The organism is Microbacterium sp. NPDC055665 (assembly GCF_053618035.1).
In genome coordinates, this window is sequence record NZ_JBSHGY010000006.1 from 1 (window position 1) to 18,856 (window position 18,856).

An 18,856-nucleotide genomic window follows, 5' to 3' on the forward strand; every position below is an offset into this window, starting at 1 on the left:
GACCCCCCCCACCGGTCTGGGGGGGCGTTGGGCGGGTTCCCGCGCCCCCCCCCCCGCGGGGGCCCGGGGCGCCTGGGGGGGCCCGGCGGTCCGCTCCGACTCTCGCCTGGCTCGGGCTCGTCCCGTTCGCGGCCTACATCGTCCTGTTCCTCGCCGTCCCGACCATCCTCGCGATCGGCTCGGGGTTCTTCACGAAGGACGGCTCGTTCACGTGGGCGAACATGTCGGCCCTCGCCGACCCCGTCGTACTGAACACGTTCGCGAACTCGGCGGGACTCTCGCTGCTCACCGCCGTCGTGGGCGCCCTGGCCGGAGCCCTCGTCTGCTACGCGCTGCTCGGCATGGACCCCGAAGCGCGAACACGCTCCGCCGTGGATGCCGCGGCCGGCGTGCTTGCCCAGTTCGGCGGCGTCATGCTGGCGTTCGCGTTCATCGCGACCATCGGCATCCAGGGCGTCGTCACGGTCTTCCTGAAGGATTCCTTCGGGGTCGACATCTTCGAGAACGGCACCTGGCTCTATGAGCTGCCCGGGCTGATCCTCCCGTACATCTACTTCCAGATCCCGCTCATGGTCATCACATTCATGCCCGCCCTCGCCGCGCTCAAGCCGCAGTGGGCCGAGGCCAACCTCACGCTCGGCGGCACCCGCGCGAGCTTCTGGCTGCGGATCGGCATCCCCGTGCTCGCTCCCTCGTTCCTCGCGAGCTTGCTGCTGCTCTTCGCGAACGCGTTCTCGTCGTACGCCACTGCCGCCGCCCTCGCCAGTCAGGGCGCGCAGATCGTGCCGCTGCAGATCCGCACGGCGCTCACCAGCGAGACGGTGCTCGGGCGGGAGAACCTCGCCGGCGCCCTCGCGCTCGGCATGATCGTCATCGTCGGCATCGTGATGGCCCTGTACTCCCTGGTGCAGCGACGCGCGGCGAGGTGGCAGTCGTGAACCGACTCGGCCCCTCCCTCGCGACGCGCTGGGTCATCGGCATCCTGATCGGCGCGTTCTTCGCCGTGCCCCTGGTGTCGACTTTCCTCTTCACTCTCCGCGATCCCGAAGGCGGGCTGTCGTTCGTCCGCTGGAGCGCGCTGTTCGACCCCGCGGCAGCGGCGACCCTCAAGCCGATCTGGACGGGCCTCGGCAACTCCCTGATCCTCGCGGTCGTCACGGTCGCCATCGTGCTGCTGCTGCTCGCGCCGACCATGATCCTGGTCAACCTCCGTTTCCGGAAGCTCAAGCCCGTGTTCGAGTTCGCGGTGCTGCTGCCGATCTCGATCCCCGCCATCGTGCTCGTGGTCGGTCTCGCCCCGATCTACCTGCAGATCGGCCGCGCCTTCGGAACCGGCACCTGGACGCTCGCCTTCGCCTACGGCGTCACCGTGCTGCCGTTCGCGTTCCGGTCCATCCAGGCATCGATCGATGCGGCCGACCTGCGCACCCTCTCCGAGGCGGCGCGATCGCTCGGTGCGAGCTGGCCGACGGTCGTGCTGAAGGTGCTCGCCCCGAACCTTCGTCAGGGCCTGCTCGCCGCATCCCTCATCTCCATCGCCGTGGTGCTCGGGGAATTCACGATCGCCTCGCTCCTGAACCGCCAGGTCTTCCAGACCGCCATGGTGGTCGTGAACAAGCAGGACCCCTACGCGCCGGCGATCTTCACCCTGCTGGCACTGGTGTTCGTCTTCCTCCTGCTCCTCGTCATCGGCCGCGTCGCCCGCGGCACCGGAAAGGCCCGCTCATGACCCTCGACCACGCGCTGCCGCGCACCAAGGACAATCTGCTGCTCGCCCAGGCGGGCGAGGGCACCCGCGTCGAGCTTCAGGGGATCGTCAAGAGCTACGCCGGCACGCGGGTGCTGCACGGGGTGGACCTCGACATCGCGCCCGGTGAGTTCGTCTCGCTTCTCGGCCCCTCGGGATGCGGCAAGACGACGCTGCTCCGGGTGCTCGCCGGACTCGAGGGCGCGGACGCGGGTGCCGTGCTCCTGGGCGGTGGCGACGTGTCGCGAGTGCCCACGAACAAGCGGGACATCGGAATGGTCTTCCAGTCGTACTCGCTGTTCCCGCACCTGCGGGTCGCGGAGAACACCGCCTTCGGCCTGCGTCGGCGTGGGATCGGCAAGGCGGAGGCTTCGCGCCGAGCCGTCGATGCGCTCGCTCTCGTCGGTCTCGCCGACTTCGCCGACCGCTTCCCGCACCAGCTCTCCGGCGGACAGCAGCAGCGGGTCGCGCTCGCGCGGGCGCTGGTCACCGAGCCCAAGGTGCTCCTGCTCGACGAGCCGCTGTCGGCGCTGGATGCGAAGGTGCGCGTGCAGCTGCGCGATGAGATCCGCCGCATCCAGCTGCGCCTCGGCATCACGACCGTCTTCGTCACCCACGACCAGGAGGAGGCGCTGGCCGTCTCCGACCGGATCGCGGTGATGAACGCGGGGCGGATCGAGCAGATCGGTTCTCCGGAGCAGCTGTACACGACCCCGTCCACAGCGGGGGTCGCGGCCTTCGTGGGGCTCTCCAGCGTCGTCTCGGGTGTCGCCGAGGGCGACCACGTGCTGGTGTGGGGTCAGCGACTTCCGCTGCAGTCCCCGGCGGATGGCCCGGTCGACGTGTATCTGCGACCCGAGAACGTCTACTTCGCTTCCGCAGCCGACGCCGCCACCGAGGCCCTGGTCGAGGAGAGCACCTTCCTCGGCAGCATGCGGCGCACGCTGGTCCGCACCGAGTCCGGCGAGCTGGTCCGGGTGCAGCACGCCCCCGGCATCCATCCGTCGTTCGGCGAGCGCGTGCGCATCGCGGTCGCCCCGGAGCCCGTCGCCGTGCACCCACGCGGGTGAGGCTGCTCTTCCCTCCGATATACCGGGACCACTAGCGTGAGCCGCGAGGGCGGACTCCCTCCATCGAAGAGAAGAGAAAGGACGCCTCATGGCAGGCACGTTCGAGCTGTACACCGACAAGTCCGGCGAGTACCGGTTCCGTCTGAAGGCCGGCAACGGCGAGGTCATCGCGACGGGTGAGGGCTACTCGTCGAAAGCGGCGGCACTGAACGGCATCGACTCCGTCCGCCGGAACGCCGCCGACGCCGAGGTCGTCGAGACCGACTAGCTCGACACCCCCACTTCACGCCGAGACCCCCTGCTGCAGACATCTGCAACAGGGGGTCTCGACGTGAAGGCGGGGTCTCGGCGGACCCTGTCGCCGCAACCTCAGAGCACGCGGGAGAGGAAGTCCTGCGTCCGCGGATGCTGCGGGTTCGCGAGCACCTCGCGGGGGTCTCCCTCTTCGACGATGTGCCCGCCGTCCATGAAGATCAGGCGCGAGCCGACCTCTCTGGCGAAGCCCATCTCGTGCGTGACCACGAGCATCGTCATGCCCTCGTCGGCCAGCGACCGCATCACCTGCAGCACCTCGCCGACCAGCTCGGGGTCGAGTGCCGACGTCGGCTCATCGAACAGCATCATGTCGGGGTTCATGCACAGGGCACGGGCGATCGCGACGCGCTGCTGCTGCCCGCCGGAAAGGTGTCCGGGGTAGGCGTCCGCCTTCTCGGACAGTCCGACGCGCTCAAGCATGGCGCGTGCGATCAGTTCGGCTTCGTTCTTCGAGCGCTTCTTCACCCGCTGCTGCGCGACAGTGAGGTTGCCGAGCACATCCAGATGCGGAAACAGGTTGAAGCTCTGGAACACCATGCCGATACGGGTGCGCACCGCGTCGATGTCGACGTCGGGGTCGGTGATGTCGATCCCCTCGATCAGCACCCGACCGGCGGTCGGCTCCTCGAGCAGGTTCACCGAGCGCAGCAGGGTCGATTTGCCGGAGCCCGAGGGTCCGATGACGCAGACGACCTCGCCCTTGGTGACCGTGAGGTCGATGCCCTTGAGCACCTCGTTGTCGCCGAACGACTTCACGAGCCCCTGCACGTCGATCGCGGGGGCGTGCACATCGATCTTCTCGGTGATCATCGCTGCCTCGACATCCGTCGCTCCAGCCACGCGCTGAAGCGCGTGAGCGGAATCGTCACGATCAGGTACAGGATCGCCGCCATGATGAGCGGCGTCGCATTCGCGTTCTGGGTGCTCGCATCGCGGGCGAAGTTCGTGAGCTCCTTCGACCAGATGAAGGACCCGGCGATGAACAGCAGAGACGTGTCCTTCAAGAGCAGCACGAACTCGTTGGTCAGGGGCGGGATGATGATCCGGAACCCCTGCGGCACGATGATCCAGAAGGTCGTCTTCAGGGGCGACATGCCCAACGATCGCGCCGCCTCCGTCTGCCCCTTCGGGACCGCCTGGATGCCGGCGCGGATCGTCTCGGCCATGTACGCCGAGGCGACGAGGACGAGACCGATCAGTCCGAGCACGACCGGTCCGCCGAGCTTCGTCCCGGGAACGCCCACCGCGATCGGCAGGATGAAGGCGATGCCGAAGATCGTCAGGATCGCGGGGAGCCCGCGGAACAGCTCGATCCACACCGTCGCGATCCATCGGAACGGCGCGATGACCGACAACTTCATCAGGGCGAGCAGCACCCCGAGGAGCAAGCCCCCCGCGAACGCCACCGCCGTGAACCACAGCGTGTTCACGAGGGCGGTCGTGATGATCCCGGGGAACATCTTCGCCGCGACCTCAGGGTTGAAGAACAGCGGTCCGATCTTCGCCCAGTCGGTGGTCAGGATCGCCCAGACGGCGATCGCGAGCAGCACCGCATACACGGAATACCGATACAGCTTGGCCTTGGTCGTGCGCCTCAACGCCATCGTCGAGGTCCTCCCGCTCTACCGACTCCGCCGGTCACTTGGCCGCGAGGTACTCGTCGTAGATCTCCTGGTACGTGCCGTCGTCCTGGAGCTCCTTGAGCGCCTTGTTGATGGCCTCGCGGAGTTCGTCCTTCTCACCCTTGGCGAAGGCGAAACCGTAGGACTCGTCGGTCGGGTACGTCTCGACGATCTTGTAGTCGGAGTTCTCCTGCTCGTGGACGTAGTTGACGGGCTGATCCTGGAGGATGGCGTCGATCTGACCGGCCTGCATCGCCGGCCACAGCTCACCGTCGCCGCCGTACTGCACCAGCTGGGCGCCCTTGGCGTTCTCGGTCGCGTAGGACTCGCCGGTGGTGCCCTGCTGCACGCCGACGTTCTTGCCGTCGAGGTCGTCGATCGACTCGATGCCCGAGTCGGTGCGGACCAGCAGCGACTGCAGCGAGTCGACGTACGGGTCGGAGAAGTCGATGTTCGCCTTGCGCTCCTCGGTGATCGTCATCGCGGAGGCGCCGATGTCGCACTGGCCCGAAACGAGGATCGCGCCCGACTGCAGCGGGTCGAAGGCCACGTCCTGGACGGAGATCTTGAGGTCGAGCTTCTCGGCGATCGCGGTGAGCAGGTCGATGTCGAAGCCCGAGTAGCCGGACTCGGAGCTCGTGTCCTCGATCTCGAAGGGCGGGTAGGGCACGTCGGAGCACACGGAGAGCGTGCCCGCCTCCGCCAGGCCGTACTCGTCGCCGGCGGCGGGAGCGTCGCTGCTGCCCGCATCGGACGAACCGGTCGCGCAGCCGGCGAGCGCGAGAGTGGCGGTCGCCATGAGGGCGAGACCGGCGATGAGGTTACGACGAGTCATGTCGGCTCCTGAAGGACGAGGGCGGGGTATGCCCACGGACGGGTAGGAGAACATCTAAACATGCGGCTCGTCGCGTGACCAATGACATGGGGCAGCGGACGTATCACGTTTGGGTTGCAAGTGCACGGCGCCCAAGCCGTGAAATCGAGTGCCGCAGCGGATGCGACGCCGTCTCAGAGCTCGAAGTCGACCGCGACGCGGGAAGCGACCACCGAGCGGATGTAGCCGGCGACCTCCTCATGCGCAGGGTGCACCTGGTACGCGTCGATGTCGGCCACCGAGGCGAAGTCGGCCACGAGCGTCACGTCCCAGTTCGTCTCCGGGTATGCCGCATTGGCGCCGGCGGAGATCGAGAGCAGCTGCGGCACGACGCCATGCAGGGCGTTGAGGCGACGAGCGACCTCGGCCGCCTGCTCTGCGCGCAGGGCGGCGTCTTCGGCCGCGAGCTTCCACGTCACGACATGGCGGATGGTCACAGGGACTCCTTCGTCTCGATCTGCGCCTCGCCGCGAACCGCGGCCTCCAGCGCCTCGCGCAACCGGTCGGGCGACACCCGCCAGTGCGCGTGCAGGTCGCCGTCGATCAGGACGACGGGGATCTTCTCCCACCACAGTTCGTACAGCCCGGGGTCATCCTGGATGGACGCCTCGACGATCTCGATCTGCTCCGCCGCGGCGTCGGGCAGCTCGGCGACGACAGCGTCGATCACGTCGGAGGCCACCTCGCACAGGTGGCAGTCGGGCTTGCGGATCAGAGTCAGCGTGGTCACGCCGACGGCACCTCGACAGCGCGCCCCTGGGAGATCCACTCCCCCGTGCCACCCTCGACGTTGGTGGCATCGAAGCCGCGCGACTCCAGCGCCTCGACGACCCGAGCCGAGCGACCGCCGGCCTGGCAGATCACGTCGAACGATTCCGCCGGCAGCTCATCGAGCCGGTTGCCGATCTCGGACATGGGGATGTTGACGGCGCCCGGCACGTGACCCGCGGCGAACTCGTCCACCTCCCGCACATCGATGAGCGGGACGCCCGACCGCTCGGCGAGTTCGGTGACGGTGATCGACTTCATGGCTTCCTCTCGGCGGTACGGAGCTGCGGGCAGAGACACAAAGCGCCCGTCCGAAGACAGGCGCTCGTGTCTGGTCGCTTACTTCTTGTTGCGACGCTGGTGGCGAGTCTTGCGAAGCAGCTTGCGGTGCTTCTTCTTCGCCATGCGCTTGCGGCGCTTCTTGATGACAGAACCCACGGAAACCTCACTAAGTCAGTGGCTGGGTGTCGCCGAAATCGGACACCCGGGTACGGGCACGGAAAATGCCTCGGGTCAGTCTAGCAAATCCGACGGGCTCCGCCGTCCGGCCTCACTCCGGAACCTCGTCCGTCACCAGGAACCGCCACACGAGGGCGTGCCCGAGGGCGACGAGCCCGATGAGCAGGAGCGCTTCGACCTGGATGCCGGTGAGTCCGAACGGGGCGACGAGGTGGGGCGCCACTCCGATCACGGCGACCGCCGCGTACACCACCACGGTGCCGGCCTGGATCCAGCGCACCGACCTCGGCGTCCCGTCTTTCCCGGCCTGCGCGACCAGGCGAATCATGGAGACGCCGCCCACGATCGCGACGACGACGAAGGACAGACGCCACAGGATCGGGGTCTCGGCGCCGCCGACCTGCGCGAAGAGCCCCATCAGGGCGGGCAGCAAGAAGGAGAGGTAGATGCCGCCGATGGTCCGGCGCATCGCGGGATTCGCGGTCCAGTCACGGCGAGCGCGGACGACGTTCCACCAGAGTCCCGTGAGCGTGAAGCACGTGGTGGAGAAGAGAGCGTAGAACGTGCTGACGTCCACGGCGGCTTCTCCCGGGATTCAACCGACGTCGGCGATGGGCCGCTGCAGCGCGTCGGCCACGGCGGATTCGGGCACGCGATAGCTGCGGCCGAAGCGAACGGCCGGCAGCTCCCCGGCGTGGACCAGCCGGTAGACGGTCATCTTCGACACGCGCATCATTTCGGCGACCTCGGCCACCGTGAGGAATCGGACATCTGGAACCTCGGGCATCCCACGTACCCCTTTCTCGATGTGCACACTCTATGGGGTAGCTGGGACGCATGTAAACCCGTGTGGCTCTTGTGATCAGCGGGAAGAGCGCACGGTCGCGAACGCGCGGACGGGGAACGTACCAAACCCGCGCACCGCCGGCGGTGCCGCCGTGAAGTGAGCGCCCCGAGCCGGAAGAGCATCCAGGCGGGTCAGATGCTCCACCACGTGCACTCCGGCCGCCAGCAGGATGCTGTGCGCCGGGCGCTCTCCTCCACTCTCGGTGTCGTCGATATTCAGAGAGTCGATGCCGACGAGACGCACCCCGGCGTCGGCCAGGAAGCGAGCGGCGTCCTCCGCCAGGTACGGCGCGCCGTGGGCATACTCGGGCGCGCCGAAGTGTCGGTCCCACCCCGTGTCGAGCAGGACAGCAGACCCGCGGAGATCGCGGTCGGCGAGGGTGGCCGCGCGGATGCCGCGCTGCTCCGGCGTCCATGCATCGCGCAAGTGGAACACTTCGGCGGGCAGCCCGACGAGGGTCCGCAGGTCCAGCGAGGCGAGGTCGCCACCCTCGGCATATCGATGGAAAGGCGAGTCGAGATACGTGCCGGTATTGCCGATCATCGTGATGACGTCCATCGCGAACTCGGTTCCCGGCGCGTACTTCGTGCGGGAGTCCTGGCGGGTGAGGAACGGGGTGATCGTCGGCGCGGGGAGCCCCGGGTACGTCACCAGCCCCGCTTCGATGGGATGACTCAGGTCGATCACCGCGTCCTCGACCGAATCGCGGACCGTCTGCACGCCTCGACTGCCCCGGTGAGGCTCTTCGACGATGCGGAGTCCGCTGAGCTCGACGCTGCTCACCAGCGCCAGCCCGAGATGCCGGATGAGGAGCGCGCCGATCTCCTGGGACGTCATGTCCGGATGCGGGAGGTCGAGACGGAATGCGTCGCCGGTGATGCCGCCTCCGTTCGCGAAGGCGATCGTGAAGTCGAAGTGCGCTCTGTATTCGGCCGTCATGTCCTCATCATGGCGAAGACTGCCGACGCCGCGGGAGGATCAGACCGACTTCTTGGCCTTGGCCAATCGCTCCCGCGCGTCGCGAAGCGCCTGCCGCTCGATCTTGTGAGCCGTACGCAGAGCCTTCTCCGCGTCACGCACAGCCTTCTGCGCGTCCTTGAGCCGACGATCACCGGCGAGCTCCGCGGGATCGAGATCGACCCACTCGGCCGCTGCGGACCGTGGCTCGGCGCGATCGAGTCCGGCGATGTAGGCGGCCACGCCGTCGAGTGTCCGCTCGACCCCGAAGCGGAACGGATCGGCCGCGGAGAGGAACACGCCTTCATCGATCGCGCGCCGCAGAGCCGGGAATTCCTCCGACGTGATCACCCGGTCGAAGAGTGCCGCCTCCCGAGCCGAGACCTCGTCCGGTGTGAGTCCGCTGCCGCGGGCCTGTTCCGTGTAGCCGGCCTGCACGATCCCGCACCAGCGGGCGTGCCCCGTCATCGCGAGCGCGACGGCCAGCCGCTCCTCTGCCGTCAGCGGCGTCTCTTCCAGGGCCGTGAGCCCCGCATCGATCCATGCGGAACTGTTCGGCGTGATCGGTGAGCCGGTGATCGGCAGCGACAGCATCCAGGGGTGACGGAGGTAGAGCAGGATCTGCGCCTCGTACAGCGCCAGCAGTCGCCCGCGCCATCCGTCGACCTCGAGGTGACTCTCGGGAGGAAGACCCGTCGCCTCCTCCTGCATGAGCAGCAGCAGGTCGTCCTTCGCGGTCACGTAGCGGTAGAGCGACATCGGCGTGAAGCCGAGTTTCGCCGCCACCGCCGCCATGGACACGGCGCCGATTCCCTCGGCATCCGCCAGTTCGACGGCTGCGTCGACGATCTTCTCGACGCTCATCTCCCGCTTGGGTCCGCGCTGCGGATTCGCGGCGACGCCCCAGGCGAGCGCGATCCCCCGTGGCAGCTCCGGCGGCTCGGTCTCAGTCATGCGCCCATCCTACTTCTGTTTATTTAATAAACAGTGTGTTACCGTCATACACAGTTGCGTTGCCCATACACAGTTTTCTCCATACACAGAAAGGGATCACCTGATGGATACAGCCATCGAGGTACGAGGCCTGCACAAGGCATTCGCCAAGAAGACCGTCGTCGACGGCTTGGATTTCACCGTCGGACGCGGGGAGGTCTTCGCCCTGCTCGGACCCAACGGCGCCGGCAAGACGACCACGATCAACATCCTCACCACCCTCACCGCCGCCGACGCCGGCACCACGACCGTCGCCGGGTGGGACGTGCGCACGCACGCGGTCGAGGTGCAGCGCCGTATCAGCCTCACCGGTCAGGCGGCCGCCGTCGACGACGCGCTGACGGCGACGGAGAACGTGGTGATGTTCGCCCGACTCGCCGGCCTCGGCCGCGCCGCGGCCAAGCGTCGTGCCGCCGACCTGATCGCCCAGTTCGACCTGACCGATGCCGCCACTCGCACCGTGCGCACGTTCTCCGGGGGAATGCGCCGCCGTCTCGACCTCGCCCTGAGTTTCGTCGTGACACCCGAAGTGCTGTTCCTGGACGAACCGACCACGGGCCTCGACACCCGCAGCCGCCGCGATCTGTGGGACATCATCCGGATGCTCGCCGCCTCCGGCACCACGGTGTTCCTGACGACGCAGTACCTCGAGGAGGCCGACCAGCTCGCCGACCGGATCGCGGTGCTGCACGACGGTCGCATCGCCGCGCTCGGCACACCGGCGGAGCTGAAGGCGCGCATCGGCGGGGACACGGTCGAGCTCCATGACGACCACGGGGTGCTCAACCGCGAGATCCCCACCGACGGCACGGTCGCCGACCTGCGGCGAGCGCTCGACCTGCTCGACGAGGAGGGCGCCGACGGCGTCGTCACGCTGCGCCGCCCCACCCTCGACGACGTCTTCCTCGCCGTCACCTCCCCTGCCTCCACCCCTCGCCCCGTGAAGGAGAACGCATGAACATCACCCTGGCCGCGCCTCGAGCGACGGCATCCGCCCCCTCCGCTCCCACTCCCCGTCCGCGACTGCGCGGTTTCACCGCCGAGGCCGTCTTCGTCGGACGGAGCCTGCGTCATTCCGTCCGCGACGGTGAATCGCTGCTGATGGCGATCATGCTGCCCGTGATGCTCATGCTCATGTTCACGTGGGTCTTCGGCGGCGCCATCGACCCGTCGGGCGCCTACGTCGACTACGTCGTGCCGGGCATCATCCTGACCTGCGCCGGCTTCGGTGCATCGTCCACCGCCGTGTATGTCGCGAACGACATGCGCACCGGCATCATCGACCGCATCCGCACCATGCCGCTGAGAGCGGGCGCCGTGCTGACCGGGCACGTCGTCGCCAGTGTGCTGCGGAACCTGATCGCCACCGCGATCGTGATCGGCGTCGGCGTACTGGTCGGGTTCCGGCCGACCGCGAACCTCGGGGAGTGGATCGCGCTGGCGGGCCTCATCACCCTGTACATCCTCGCGATCACGTACCTGTTCGCAGCCATCGGGCTCGCGGCAGGAAGCCCCGAGGGCGCGAACGGATACGGTTTCGTCCTGCTGTTCCTGCCCTATCTCTCCAGCGCGTTCGTGCCCGTCGCGAGCATGCCGGAGTGGCTGCAGCCGATCGCGGCGAACCAGCCGATCACCCCCATCGTCGAGACGATCCGCTCCCTCCTGATGGATACGCCGCTGCAGGGCGAGGCATGGTGGGCCATCGGCTGGTGCCTGGTCATCCTGCTGATCGCGGTGACGTGGGGCGCGTGGCTCTTCCGCCGCAAGGCGGGCCGCCGGTGATTGCCTTCCGCCACGGCTCGGATCCCAGCTGAGCCATAGGCGCTCCGTGCCGTTCGCTCAGACGAGACTGCGATGGTCGGTACAGGACTCGCACCGACCCCGCCGAGTCCACGCGGGTCTGGGGACCTGCGGATCGCCCCTGACGACTTGCCCCCCGGTCGTCAGGGGCGAGGCGTTCCCCCGGGACTCATTCCGGTCAGGACGAGGGGTCAGGCTCCGAGGCGCTTGAGTGCGTTGGCGACGACATGCTTCGCGGAAGCCGCGGCGCGACCGACGACCTCGGCGGCGTGCGCGGCACTGTCCGGCACGGGGTAGTCGATGTCGGGAGCTTCGTCGCCGTATGCGTCGACGAGGAACGGCACCAGCCAGTCGTCGACGACCTCGAGCGGCTCGACCGCGAGACTGTAGAAACGACGCTGTCCGTCTTCGCGCACGGAGACCAGCTCGGCGTCGCGCAGCACCTTCAGATGCTTCGACACGGTGGGCTGGCTGATGCCGAGATCGGCGACGATCTGGCTGACGCTGGTGCCCGTCTCTCCTTCGGTCGTACGTCGCAGCAGGAGCTGGAGGATGTCTCGCCTCGTACCGTCTGCGATCACGTCGAAGATGTCCGTCATGTGATCAGGGTAGTCGGCTCCGGCACGGAGTACCATGACGAAGGCTCGGCGACTGGCGCCGGGTGTCCGCGGTGTGCGGACGAGAGAGAATCACGAGGGGGCAGCGATGTCGGGCATCGTTTCGGCGTCGTCCCCACGACAGGCCCTCAGAGGTGCCGCCGGACGGGTGAAGCACCTCGTCACGTCGTCGCCGTCCCGCTTCGCGATCGTCGTGTTCGCGCTGCTGATCCTGGTCTTCACGGTGCTGCTGTCACTGCCGATCGCGTCCGCGAGCGGCACCGTCACACCACTGAGCGATGCGCTCTTCACGGCCGTCTCGACCATCTGCGTCACCGGCCTCGCCACCGTCGACATGGCCAACCACTGGTCGCCGTTCGGCCACGTCCTGATCTTCCTCGGGGTGAACATCGGCGCGCTCGGCGTCCTCACGCTCGCGTCCCTCATGGGCATGCTGATCTCGAAGCGGCTCGGACTGCGGGCCAAGCTGTTGGCGGCGGGCGACACCAACCCCCTCCGCGCACACGGCGGCGTGGTCAACGAGAGCCAGACCGTGCGGCTCGGCGAGGTCGGCCAGCTGCTGACCACGGTCGCGGTGTCAGCGCTCATCATCGAAGCATCGTTGGCGGCGCTGCTCTACCCGGCGCTCGTGATGGCGAAGGTCGACCCGATCGCCGCGCTCTGGGAGGCCCCCTACTTCGCGGCGATGGCGTTCACGAACACCGGATTCGCCCCGAACGACGGCGGCGTGGCGGTCTTCGCGGACGACTATCTGGTGCTGTTCCTCCTCATGGTGGGTGTCTTCCTCGGCAGCATCGGCTTCCCCGTGATCTACACCCTCGCCAAGCACGTCTGGCACGTGAAGCGGTGGTCGCTGCACAGCAAGTTGACGCTCGTCACCACCGTGCTGCTGTTCGTGCTCGGGGCCGCGGCGTTCCTCATCCTCGAGTACGACAACCCGAAGACCTTCGGGTCGATGGATGCTGCCGACACGACCTTCCAGGCGTTCTTCCTCTCCGCCATGACCAGGTCCGGTGGCTTCAACGTCATCGAGATGGACGACCTGAACGGCTCGTCCCTGCTCGCCGCCAGCATGCTCATGTTCGTCGGCGGCGGCTCCGCATCGACCGCCGGCGGCATCAAGGTCACCACTCTCGCCGTGCTCGCGATCGCCGTCTGGTCGGAGGCCAAGGGCCGCCAGTCGGTCGAGGCCTTCGGCCGGCGCATCCCCAGCGACGTGCAGCGCGTGGCGCTCAGCGTCGTCGCCTGGGGAGCGACGATCGTCGCCCTGTCCACCATCGTGATCGCGCAGATCACGAAGGCCGACATCAGTCACGTGCTCTTCGACGTGATCTCGGCGTTCGCGACCGTCGGCCTGTCGACGGGTCTCACCGCCGAACTGCCGGACTCCGGCTCCTACGTGCTGGCAGCGACCATCTTCATGGGCCGCGTTGGTACAGTGACACTCGCCGCGGCGGTCGCCGCGACATCGCGAACGCAGTACTACTCACTGCCCGTGGAAAGGCCGATCGTTGGTTGAAGTCCTCCGGGGCGACGCTCCCGTCCTCGTCATCGGTCTCGGTCGGTTCGGCGCCGCGTGCGCCGGAGAGCTCGACCGCCTCGACCGCGAGGTGCTCGCGATCGACGACAACCTCGAGCTCGTGCAGAAGTGGTCGGACCGGGTCACCCACACGGTGCAGGCCGACGCGAAGAACATCGACGCCCTCCGCCAGATCGGCGCTCAGGACTTCCAGGTCGCCGTCGTCGCCGTCGGCTCGTCGATCGAGGCGTCCGTGCTGATCACCGCGAACCTGGTCGACCTGAAGGTGCCGCAGATCTGGGCCAAGGCCGTCTCGCAGTCGCACGGCAAGATCCTCGCCCGCGTCGGCGCGAACCACGTCATCTACCCGGAGCGCGAGGCCGGTGAGCGCGTGGCGCACCTCGTGAGCGGGCGCATGCTCGACTTCATCCGCTTCGACGACGACTTCGTCCTCGCCAAGATGTACCCGCCGAAGTTCATCCGCGGCGTCGGCCTGAACGAGTCCGGCGTGCGCTCGAAGTACAAGGTCACGGTCGTGGGTGTGAAGAGCCCCGGCAAGCCGTTCCGCTACGCCGAGGCGAACACCATCGTCACGAACCACGACCTCATCATCGTCTCGGGCACCAACAGCGACATCGAGCGCTTCGCCGGCCTCGACCGCTGACGCCCGGATACATTCGATAGCTCGACTCCCCCTCGCGGCGGATGCCCCGTCATGCGTCCCCGTGATGGGATGGGACGCATGACCGACAACGCAGCGGCCCCTCCCGTCCTCGCCCTCCGTGGGCTCCGCAAGCAGTTCGGGCAGAAGATCGCGGTCGACGACCTCTCCCTCGACGTGCCGGCCGGGTCCATGCTCGGACTCCTCGGCCCGAACGGTGCGGGCAAGACCACGACCCTCGCCATGACCACGGGCCTGCTGCGACCGGATGCCGGTGCCGCATGGGTGCTCGGCGCGGACGTGTGGCAGAACCCCGCCGACGCGAAGGCGCGGATGGGTGTGCTGCCCGACGGCATCCGCATGCTCGACCGCCTCACCGGCGCCGAGCTGCTGCGCTACACCGGGCTCCTCCGTGGCATGCCCGAAGCCGAGGTCGTCTCGCGCAGTGACGAACTCCTCGCCGCGCTCGGCCTCACGGACGCCCGGGACCGGCTCGTCGTCGACTACTCGGCGGGCATGCGCAAGAAGATCGGCCTGGCCTGCGCACTGATCCATGCGCCCCGCCTGCTGATCCTCGACGAACCGCTGGAAGCCGTCGACCCGGTGTCCGGCGAGACGATCCGGCAGATCCTGCGGGCGTTCGTGGACGGCGGTGGCACCGTGGTGCTGTCGAGCCACGTGATGGAGCTCGTCGAGTCGATGTGCGACCGGGTCGCGATCGTCGCGGAGGGCCGCCTTCTCGCGCACGGAACTCTGGATGAGGTGCGCGCCGGACTCTCGCTGCAGCAGCGGTTCCTCGCCCTCGTGGGGGCACACGACCTCGGGACGGAGACGCTCGCATGGTTGCGCTCCTCGTAAGCCTGCGCTGGCGGCAGCTGCGCCATCAGCTGTCGCGGAATCCGTGGATGATCGTCACCCTGGTCATCACGGGGTTGATCGCCCTCGGCTTCCTCGCCGGCCTCGCCGCAGGATTGGTGGCGCTGCGGATCGCCGCTCCCGACGCCGCCGTCACGGTGATCGTCCTGGCGGGGGCGGTCATCGTCCTCGGCTGGTGGATCGGGTCGATCCTGGTCAGCGCCGACGACTCGCTCGCACCCGAACGATTCGCGCTGCTCCCCCTGACGGCACGCTCCCTGCTGCCGGGCTTCGTGGTCGCGGGGGCGACGACGGTAGGCGGCATCGGCACCACCGTCGCTCTGCTCCTCATGCTCCTCGGCTGGTCGGTGAGCCTGCCCGCGCTGCTGACCGCGCTCATCATGATCCCCGTCGCCATCGCCACCTGCGTGCTGGGCGCCCGCGTCGTGAGCGGTGTGCTGGCCGGCTGGCTCGCCCGACGCAGCGCCCGCGACCTTGTCGTGATCGTCGGCGTGGTGCTCCTCTCCTCGTCCGGCGTCCTGCTCAATGTGGGGATCGGCGCGCTGGTCCGGGTGAACGACGTCGGCGGAGCGTTCACCGCCATCGCGGACATCGCCGCGTGGACGCCGGTCGGTGCTGTCTTCGGCGTGTCCGGGTCCGTCGCTCAGGGCGACTTCCCGGCTGCGGCACTCCGCCTGGTCATCGCCCTCGCCACGGTCGCCGCCTTGTGGTTCGCGGCACAGGGGCTGCTCGCTGCGCGGCTGGTCGCCCCCATCCAGGACACCGGCGGCGGACGCGTGCGCTCGGTCGGGCTGCTCGATCGGGTGCTGCCGGCCAGTCCGGTGGGGGCGATCGCCGCCCGCACGCTGCGGTACTTCCGACGCGATCCCCGGCAGATCGTCAACATCGTGATGCTCCTGCTGCTGCCCGCGATCTTCATCGGCCTGTCCCTGATGAACGGGCTGCAGGACGAGTCCATCGGATTCGGCCCCGCGATCACCCTCATCCCGACGATCAACGCCCTTCTCACCGGCACCGTCGTGCAGATGGCGATCGCCTACGACAACGACGCGGTCGCCGCGCACATCCTGAGCGGCGTCAGCGGCGCGGCCGACCGGGCAGGACGACTGCTCGGATTCGGGCTGATCGCGATTCCCGTGACGCTGCTGCTGTGCGTGGCCACCTGCCTGATCGCGGGTCGGATGGACCTGCTCCCGGGCAGCATCGGATCCGCCCTCGGCCTGACGGCGATCTCGGCAGGCGCTGGGGCGTGGGTCGGCAGCTTCCTTCCCGGTCGTGCGCCCGCCCCCGAGGCGAACCCCCTCGGCCGCGGCTCGTCCGGTGGCGTGCAGTCGCTGCTGGCGATGATCATCATCGGACCGATCACGCTCGTGCTCGGGGCACCGGCGTTCGGTTTCGCGATCGCGGGCATCTGGACTCCCGCGTTCGGCTGGGTGAGTCTCGTCTGCGGCGTCGTGCTCGGCGCCGTGGCCCTGTGGGGCGGGACGATGCTGGGCGGCAGCATCCTGAACCGGCGCTGGCCGGAGGTGCTCGCCGAGGTCTCCAGCGAGAGCTGACCGGACGCGAGGCTCAGGCGTCGATGTCGAGGACGAGCTCGACCACGTCATCGACGCCCAGGCCCTCGCGGTCCTGGAGCACCTTCTTGATCGGCACGATGTAGCCGCCGTCCTTCGGCCAGAGGGCCGTCGTCACGGTCGTGGAGCCGATGGTGACGGATGCGGGGATCATCCCCCACCCGTACGTGACGATCGACGCGACGTCGTGGATCATCTCGCTCTCGGCAGGCGGCACGGTGACGAAGTGGAACGGCGCAGGTCCCCGCCAGTACCAGATGGGTCCCCCGATCCGCAGCTGCATGGCTCAGGCCCCGGCGGCGAGTTCCTTCGCCCGTGCGAGGGCTGCGGCCGCGGCATCCGCAAAGGTGCGGTCGAGGTGCGCGTCCTGCAGCACGGCGACCGCGCGCTCGGTTGTTCCCTTGGGGCTCGTGACGCGACGACGCAGCTCGGCGGGGTCCTCCCCCGAGGCGTCGAGCAGGGCGGTCGCGCCGATGAAGGTCTGCTCGACCATCAGCCGGGAATCGGCCTCGGTGAAGCCCATGCCGACAGCGGCCTTCGTGAATTCCTCGATCAGCAGGTACACGTACGCGGGTCCGGAGCCCGAGATCGTGGACAGCGCATCGATCTGCGACTCCGGGAGCTCGACGACGGCGCCGACGGTCTCGAACAGCCGACGGACGAGGGCGAGATCCTCGGGAGTGGCGGCGGAACCTGCGGCGAGGCCGGTGACGCCCTTGCGCACGGTCGACGGCGTGTTCGGCATCGAGCGGATGACGCGGGCGTCGGCACCGAGCACGGCGGCGAAGGTGTCGAGCGTGACGCCGGCGGCGACGCTCACCACGATCGCGTCGGGCGCGAGGTGCGGTGCGATCTCGCGGAGCAGGTCGGGCACCATCGCGGGCTTGACGCCGACGAGCACGATCCGTGCCTGCGCGGCGGCCTCGGCATTGCCGTCCGGCCGTTCGGCGAGCGCGACACTGGTCACCCCGTCGAGGTCGGCGAATGCCTCGGCCTTCTCCGGAGTGCGGTTCGTCGCGATGGTCCCGCCGTCGATCCGGATGCCGGAGGCGACCACTCCTCGGAGGATCGCACCGCCCATCGAGCCGGCACCCAGGAAAGCGAGAGAAGGAAGCGAATCAGCCATGTCGTCATCCTACGGCGGGCACTCCCGCAACCTCGGGCGGGCGGTTCTAGACTCGTCCCATGAGTGCATCCGGAGGCAACAAGGCCATCGTCGCGGCGTTCCTGGCGAACCTGGGCATCGCCCTCGCGAAGTTCCTCGCCTGGGCCCTCTCCGGCTCCGCCTCGATGCTCGCGGAAGCGATCCATTCGGTCGCCGACTCGGGCAACCAGCTGCTGCTCATGCTCGGCGGACGCAAAGCGCGACGCGAGGCCGACCGCGCCCACCCGTTCGGCTACGGCCGCGAGCGCTACGTGTACGCGTTCGTCGTCTCGATCATCCTCTTCTCGGTGGGCGGTCTCTTCGCGATCTACGAGGGTGTCGAGAAGCTGACCAACCCGCACGAGCTCGACAAGACCTGGTGGTGGCTGCCCCTGGTCGTGCTCGTCGTCGCGATCGGGCTGGAGTCATTCTCGCTGCGCACGGCCGTCCGCGAGAGCAACCTCGTGCGGGAGAAGGGACAGTCGTGGGTGTCGTTCGTGCGCCGTTCGAAGGCGCCCGAGCTGCCGGTCGTGCTGCTCGAGGACGTGGGCGCGCTGACCGGTCTCACGTTCGCCCTGCTCGGCGTCGGCCTCACGCTGCTCACCGGGAACCCCGTGTTCGACGCGCTCGGCACCGTGATGATCGGCGTGCTGCTGGTGCTGATCGCGATCGTGCTGGGCGTCGAGACCAAGAGCCTCCTCGTCGGCGAGGGCGCGACCCAGGCCGATCACGACCGGATCGTGGACGCCATCAACGCCGGCGACGAGATCGAGAAGATCATCCACATGAAGACCCTCTACCTCGGCCCGGACGAGCTGATGGTCGCCGCGAAGATCGCCCTCAACGCCGACAAGCCGCTGCGTGAAGCCGCCGATGACATCAACGCGATCGAGGCCCGCATCCGCGAAGCCGTGCCGGTCGCGCGCATCGTGTACATCGAGCCGGACGTGTACCGCCCGGCGATCGACCCGGAGCCGTCGACCGACGTCTTCGTGCTGAAGTCGTCGGACTGA

25 protein-coding genes are annotated in these 18,856 nt (G+C 68.4%); 11 read left to right on the top strand and 14 right to left on the bottom strand.

The features are described from left to right. Nucleotides 1-137: 137 nt before the first annotated feature. The 4 genes from ACWGO6_RS14080 (at nt 138) to ACWGO6_RS14095 (ending at nt 3,085) form a co-directional block, all read left to right on the top strand. Nucleotides 138-938 carry an ABC transporter permease gene (locus ACWGO6_RS14080; protein WP_452327085.1) on the top strand — a complete coding sequence of 267 codons (801 nt, stop codon included), beginning with the start codon at nt 138-140 and terminating at the stop codon, nt 936-938. Continuing rightward, on the top strand, nt 935-1,729 hold the full coding sequence (locus tag ACWGO6_RS14085) for an ABC transporter permease (protein WP_136042958.1): 795 nt from the start codon (nt 935-937) through the stop codon (nt 1,727-1,729). Before ACWGO6_RS14080 ends, ACWGO6_RS14085 begins: the two co-directional genes overlap by 4 nt. Further along, a complete protein-coding gene (locus ACWGO6_RS14090) occupies nt 1,726-2,817 on the top strand; it encodes an ABC transporter ATP-binding protein (RefSeq protein WP_136042959.1) in 1,092 nt (363 codons plus the stop codon). Before ACWGO6_RS14085 ends, ACWGO6_RS14090 begins: the two co-directional genes overlap by 4 nt. Before the next feature lie 88 nt (nt 2,818-2,905). After that, nucleotides 2,906-3,085 (top strand): YegP family protein, encoded by a 180-nt coding sequence (locus ACWGO6_RS14095; RefSeq protein ID WP_136042960.1) that lies wholly within the window; start codon nt 2,906-2,908, stop codon nt 3,083-3,085. A 101-nt stretch (nt 3,086-3,186) separates the two neighbouring features. On the opposite strand, the gene ACWGO6_RS14100 is transcribed toward ACWGO6_RS14095, so the two are convergent. The 11 genes from ACWGO6_RS14100 to ACWGO6_RS14150 form a co-directional block, all read right to left on the bottom strand. Continuing rightward, on the bottom strand, nt 3,187-3,942 hold the full coding sequence (locus tag ACWGO6_RS14100; RefSeq protein WP_136042961.1) for an amino acid ABC transporter ATP-binding protein: 756 nt from the start codon (nt 3,940-3,942) through the stop codon (nt 3,187-3,189). Beyond that, the gene (locus ACWGO6_RS14105; RefSeq protein WP_136042962.1) at nt 3,939-4,736 is read right to left on the bottom strand and encodes an amino acid ABC transporter permease; all 798 of its coding nucleotides are present in this window, start codon (nt 4,734-4,736) and stop codon (nt 3,939-3,941) included. Before ACWGO6_RS14105 ends, ACWGO6_RS14100 begins: the two co-directional genes overlap by 4 nt. A 34-nt stretch (nt 4,737-4,770) precedes the next feature. Further along, entirely contained in the window at nt 4,771-5,589 is an 819-nt protein-coding gene (locus tag ACWGO6_RS14110; RefSeq protein WP_136042963.1) for a basic amino acid ABC transporter substrate-binding protein, read from the bottom strand. A gap of 173 nt (nt 5,590-5,762) precedes the next feature. After that, nucleotides 5,763-6,065 (bottom strand): Dabb family protein, encoded by a 303-nt coding sequence (locus ACWGO6_RS14115; RefSeq protein WP_136042964.1) that lies wholly within the window; start codon nt 6,063-6,065, stop codon nt 5,763-5,765. Beyond that, the gene (locus ACWGO6_RS14120; RefSeq protein ID WP_136042965.1) at nt 6,062-6,358 is read right to left on the bottom strand and encodes a glutaredoxin family protein; all 297 of its coding nucleotides are present in this window, start codon (nt 6,356-6,358) and stop codon (nt 6,062-6,064) included. Before ACWGO6_RS14120 ends, ACWGO6_RS14115 begins: the two co-directional genes overlap by 4 nt. Continuing rightward, the gene (locus tag ACWGO6_RS14125) at nt 6,355-6,657 is read right to left on the bottom strand and encodes a rhodanese-like domain-containing protein (RefSeq protein ID WP_136042966.1); all 303 of its coding nucleotides are present in this window, start codon (nt 6,655-6,657) and stop codon (nt 6,355-6,357) included. Before ACWGO6_RS14125 ends, ACWGO6_RS14120 begins: the two co-directional genes overlap by 4 nt. A gap of 78 nt (nt 6,658-6,735) precedes the next feature. Then, on the bottom strand, nt 6,736-6,834 hold the full coding sequence (locus tag ACWGO6_RS14130) for a 30S ribosomal protein bS22 (RefSeq protein ID WP_003792170.1): 99 nt from the start codon (nt 6,832-6,834) through the stop codon (nt 6,736-6,738). Nucleotides 6,835-6,946: 112 nt separating this feature from the next. Continuing rightward, a complete protein-coding gene (locus ACWGO6_RS14135; RefSeq protein ID WP_136042967.1) occupies nt 6,947-7,432 on the bottom strand; it encodes a hypothetical protein in 486 nt (161 codons plus the stop codon). An 18-nt stretch (nt 7,433-7,450) separates the two neighbouring features. Next, nucleotides 7,451-7,642: a helix-turn-helix domain-containing protein gene (locus ACWGO6_RS14140; protein ID WP_452327005.1), complete on the bottom strand. Its 192-nt coding sequence runs from the start codon at nt 7,640-7,642 to the stop codon at nt 7,451-7,453. Nucleotides 7,643-7,717: 75 nt separating this feature from the next. Then, on the bottom strand, nt 7,718-8,641 hold the full coding sequence (locus tag ACWGO6_RS14145; RefSeq protein WP_452327006.1) for a cyclase family protein: 924 nt from the start codon (nt 8,639-8,641) through the stop codon (nt 7,718-7,720). A 39-nt stretch (nt 8,642-8,680) separates the two neighbouring features. Next, nucleotides 8,681-9,613, bottom strand: a complete 933-nt coding sequence (locus ACWGO6_RS14150) for a TetR/AcrR family transcriptional regulator (RefSeq protein ID WP_452327007.1) — start codon at nt 9,611-9,613, stop codon at nt 8,681-8,683. A 103-nt stretch (nt 9,614-9,716) separates the two neighbouring features. Here ACWGO6_RS14150 and ACWGO6_RS14155 point away from each other — a divergent pair, with 103 nt between their 5' ends. Together ACWGO6_RS14155 and ACWGO6_RS14160 are read left to right on the top strand one after the other, a co-directional pair. Further along, entirely contained in the window at nt 9,717-10,610 is an 894-nt protein-coding gene (locus tag ACWGO6_RS14155) for an ATP-binding cassette domain-containing protein (protein ID WP_205820376.1), read from the top strand. Continuing rightward, nucleotides 10,607-11,434 (top strand): ABC transporter permease, encoded by an 828-nt coding sequence (locus ACWGO6_RS14160; RefSeq protein ID WP_136042970.1) that lies wholly within the window; start codon nt 10,607-10,609, stop codon nt 11,432-11,434. Before ACWGO6_RS14155 ends, ACWGO6_RS14160 begins: the two co-directional genes overlap by 4 nt. Nucleotides 11,435-11,643: 209 nt before the next feature. Here the strand turns inward: ACWGO6_RS14160 and ACWGO6_RS14165 are convergent, their stop codons facing one another. Beyond that, nucleotides 11,644-12,051, bottom strand: a complete 408-nt coding sequence (locus tag ACWGO6_RS14165; protein WP_136042971.1) for an ArsR/SmtB family transcription factor — start codon at nt 12,049-12,051, stop codon at nt 11,644-11,646. Nucleotides 12,052-12,157: 106 nt separating this feature from the next. Here ACWGO6_RS14165 and ACWGO6_RS14170 point away from each other — a divergent pair, with 106 nt between their 5' ends. The 4 genes from ACWGO6_RS14170 (at nt 12,158) to ACWGO6_RS14185 (ending at nt 16,681) form a co-directional block, all read left to right on the top strand. Then, entirely contained in the window at nt 12,158-13,588 is a 1,431-nt protein-coding gene (locus tag ACWGO6_RS14170) for a TrkH family potassium uptake protein (protein WP_136042972.1), read from the top strand. Next, nucleotides 13,581-14,252, top strand: coding sequence for a potassium channel family protein (locus ACWGO6_RS14175; protein WP_021198064.1), 672 nt, complete (start codon nt 13,581-13,583; stop codon nt 14,250-14,252). Before ACWGO6_RS14170 ends, ACWGO6_RS14175 begins: the two co-directional genes overlap by 8 nt. A 78-nt stretch (nt 14,253-14,330) precedes the next feature. After that, the gene (locus tag ACWGO6_RS14180) at nt 14,331-15,107 is read left to right on the top strand and encodes an ABC transporter ATP-binding protein (protein WP_136042973.1); all 777 of its coding nucleotides are present in this window, start codon (nt 14,331-14,333) and stop codon (nt 15,105-15,107) included. After that, entirely contained in the window at nt 15,089-16,681 is a 1,593-nt protein-coding gene (locus tag ACWGO6_RS14185; RefSeq protein ID WP_452327008.1) for a hypothetical protein, read from the top strand. Before ACWGO6_RS14180 ends, ACWGO6_RS14185 begins: the two co-directional genes overlap by 19 nt. Nucleotides 16,682-16,694: 13 nt before the next feature. Here the strand turns inward: ACWGO6_RS14185 and ACWGO6_RS14190 are convergent, their stop codons facing one another. Together ACWGO6_RS14190 and proC are read right to left on the bottom strand one after the other, a co-directional pair. After that, nucleotides 16,695-16,982, bottom strand: a complete 288-nt coding sequence (locus ACWGO6_RS14190; protein WP_136042977.1) for a DUF1905 domain-containing protein — start codon at nt 16,980-16,982, stop codon at nt 16,695-16,697. 3 nt (nt 16,983-16,985) lie between these two features. Next, nucleotides 16,986-17,825, bottom strand: a complete 840-nt coding sequence (proC, locus tag ACWGO6_RS14195) for a pyrroline-5-carboxylate reductase (protein WP_452327009.1) — start codon at nt 17,823-17,825, stop codon at nt 16,986-16,988. Between the two features lie 59 nt (nt 17,826-17,884). On the opposite strand from proC, the gene ACWGO6_RS14200 reads away from it, so the two are divergent. Further along, nucleotides 17,885-18,856, top strand: a complete 972-nt coding sequence (locus ACWGO6_RS14200; protein ID WP_136042980.1) for a cation diffusion facilitator family transporter — start codon at nt 17,885-17,887, stop codon at nt 18,854-18,856.

What these genes read in the sequence shown, in the direction of transcription:
- ACWGO6_RS14140 (WP_452327005.1), bottom strand. Translation starts at nt 7,642, where the DNA reads ATGCCCGAGGTTCCAGATGTCCGATTCCTCACGGTGGCCGAGGTCGCC.
- ACWGO6_RS14160 (WP_136042970.1), top strand. Translation starts at nt 10,607, where the DNA reads ATGAACATCACCCTGGCCGCGCCTCGAGCGACGGCATCCGCCCCCTCC.
- ACWGO6_RS14150 (WP_452327007.1), bottom strand. Translation starts at nt 9,613, where the DNA reads ATGACTGAGACCGAGCCGCCGGAGCTGCCACGGGGGATCGCGCTCGCC.
- ACWGO6_RS14190 (WP_136042977.1), bottom strand. Translation starts at nt 16,982, where the DNA reads ATGCAGCTGCGGATCGGGGGACCCATCTGGTACTGGCGGGGACCTGCG.
- ACWGO6_RS14125 (WP_136042966.1), bottom strand. Translation starts at nt 6,657, where the DNA reads ATGAAGTCGATCACCGTCACCGAACTCGCCGAGCGGTCGGGCGTCCCG.
- ACWGO6_RS14095 (WP_136042960.1), top strand. Translation starts at nt 2,906, where the DNA reads ATGGCAGGCACGTTCGAGCTGTACACCGACAAGTCCGGCGAGTACCGG.
- ACWGO6_RS14110 (WP_136042963.1), bottom strand. Translation starts at nt 5,589, where the DNA reads ATGACTCGTCGTAACCTCATCGCCGGTCTCGCCCTCATGGCGACCGCC.
- ACWGO6_RS14155 (WP_205820376.1), top strand. Translation starts at nt 9,717, where the DNA reads ATGGATACAGCCATCGAGGTACGAGGCCTGCACAAGGCATTCGCCAAG.
- ACWGO6_RS14180 (WP_136042973.1), top strand. Translation starts at nt 14,331, where the DNA reads ATGACCGACAACGCAGCGGCCCCTCCCGTCCTCGCCCTCCGTGGGCTC.
- ACWGO6_RS14090 (WP_136042959.1), top strand. Translation starts at nt 1,726, where the DNA reads ATGACCCTCGACCACGCGCTGCCGCGCACCAAGGACAATCTGCTGCTC.
- ACWGO6_RS14100 (WP_136042961.1), bottom strand. Translation starts at nt 3,942, where the DNA reads ATGATCACCGAGAAGATCGATGTGCACGCCCCCGCGATCGACGTGCAG.
- ACWGO6_RS14145 (WP_452327006.1), bottom strand. Translation starts at nt 8,641, where the DNA reads ATGACGGCCGAATACAGAGCGCACTTCGACTTCACGATCGCCTTCGCG.
- ACWGO6_RS14185 (WP_452327008.1), top strand. Translation starts at nt 15,089, where the DNA reads ATGGTTGCGCTCCTCGTAAGCCTGCGCTGGCGGCAGCTGCGCCATCAG.
- ACWGO6_RS14170 (WP_136042972.1), top strand. Translation starts at nt 12,158, where the DNA reads ATGTCGGGCATCGTTTCGGCGTCGTCCCCACGACAGGCCCTCAGAGGT.
- ACWGO6_RS14200 (WP_136042980.1), top strand. Translation starts at nt 17,885, where the DNA reads ATGAGTGCATCCGGAGGCAACAAGGCCATCGTCGCGGCGTTCCTGGCG.
- ACWGO6_RS14165 (WP_136042971.1), bottom strand. Translation starts at nt 12,051, where the DNA reads ATGACGGACATCTTCGACGTGATCGCAGACGGTACGAGGCGAGACATC.
- proC (WP_452327009.1), bottom strand. Translation starts at nt 17,825, where the DNA reads ATGGCTGATTCGCTTCCTTCTCTCGCTTTCCTGGGTGCCGGCTCGATG.
- ACWGO6_RS14105 (WP_136042962.1), bottom strand. Translation starts at nt 4,736, where the DNA reads ATGGCGTTGAGGCGCACGACCAAGGCCAAGCTGTATCGGTATTCCGTG.